Annotated in this window: 1 protein-coding gene and 2 pseudogenes; 1 reads left to right on the forward strand and 2 read right to left on the reverse strand. The window is 40.9% G+C overall.

From position 1 onward, the window contains the following. Positions 1–27: 27 nt before the first annotated feature. Positions 28–336, forward strand: a pseudogene (locus tag OQV04_RS24755) (leucine-rich repeat domain-containing protein); the annotation flags it as partial. A 137-nt stretch (positions 337–473) separates the two neighbouring features. On the opposite strand, the pseudogene OQV04_RS24760 reads toward OQV04_RS24755, so the two are convergent. Together OQV04_RS24760 and OQV04_RS24765 are read right to left on the reverse strand one after the other, a co-directional pair. Further along, a pseudogene (locus OQV04_RS24760) lies at positions 474–803 on the reverse strand (GNAT family N-acetyltransferase); the annotation flags it as partial. Beyond that, on the reverse strand, positions 761–1047 hold a 287-nt coding region (locus OQV04_RS24765), incomplete at its 5' end, for a hypothetical protein (protein WP_442899673.1). The gene OQV04_RS24765 and the pseudogene OQV04_RS24760, both read right to left, overlap by 43 nt.

The raw sequence follows: 1047 nt of genomic DNA on the forward strand, positions 1-1047 counted from the left end.
ATTTATCGCAATAAAATATGGTAAATACCAGCAATACCTGAGATGACTAAGCTGTTTAATTGTGGCGATAATAAGACAAAAGAAATTCAATACTTCCCAAATCATCTGGAGAAAGCACGTATCGAGTATAATATTGAGGTTGTCCCTGCGATACATAGCAATTTAAAATTACTTTTTATAGAATGTTATCCTATTAAAGAGGAGTTTTTAATGCCGTGGACTTTGACAGATATTACCTATGAAATATCGCAGCGAAAATATATTGTTACGAATTCCGCTGATTATGATAAATATTCTGACATAGTCAAAAGGGTCGTAATAGATGGTAAGAATTAAATAGTTAGGCGTAATTGTGTCACTGGAATAGAGGTTTCTTGTGGCGCATGTAGAAGTGGCGTCTATGGACAAGGCGTTTCCTGCTGGTGATAAATAAAGGCGCAGCACGTCGAATGCAAGAATGTGCTGCGTCTGGCTCATGGCAATTCATTATTTTCGCATAGCGTCAATGATAAAAATCGATTGTGTTGATCAAATTGATAATCAGCAAACGGATCGCAATCAACGAAACCATGCTTCAAAGAAAGTTGATGGCAGGCCGTAAATCCAGCCTGTGTACCCGTTTCTAAACTCAGGCGATTAAGGCATCTGTCATGGGCGACCTGCAAAATGTGGCGTAAAATCAGACCGGCGACACCATGACGTAAATAATTTGGCGCGGTACGCATTGATTTCAGTTCGCCATGTTTATCATCCAGCAACTTTAGCGCACCCATTCCTGCGAGTTGTTCGCCTTCCCATACTGACCTGCTGACCTGACTTTTTTAATGACATCCGATCTCACCGCGTGGGGCATGGATGGGGAAAACTTACTCATTATCTGGTTTAAAATGGATACCTGATCCTGAACGTTTTCTGCCATCCACGATCCGTATACACGATAAACCCTCTGATCATCAGAGTGTCTCATTTGACACATCACCACGTCGGATGTTGTTACGACCACAGACGCAACAGTAACCTCTGGATAATTTAATCTTTGTTGATGTT

The organism is Escherichia sp. Lx600-2, from assembly GCF_036662595.1.
Taxonomy (GTDB): Bacteria; Pseudomonadota; Gammaproteobacteria; order Enterobacterales; family Enterobacteriaceae; genus Escherichia; species Escherichia coli.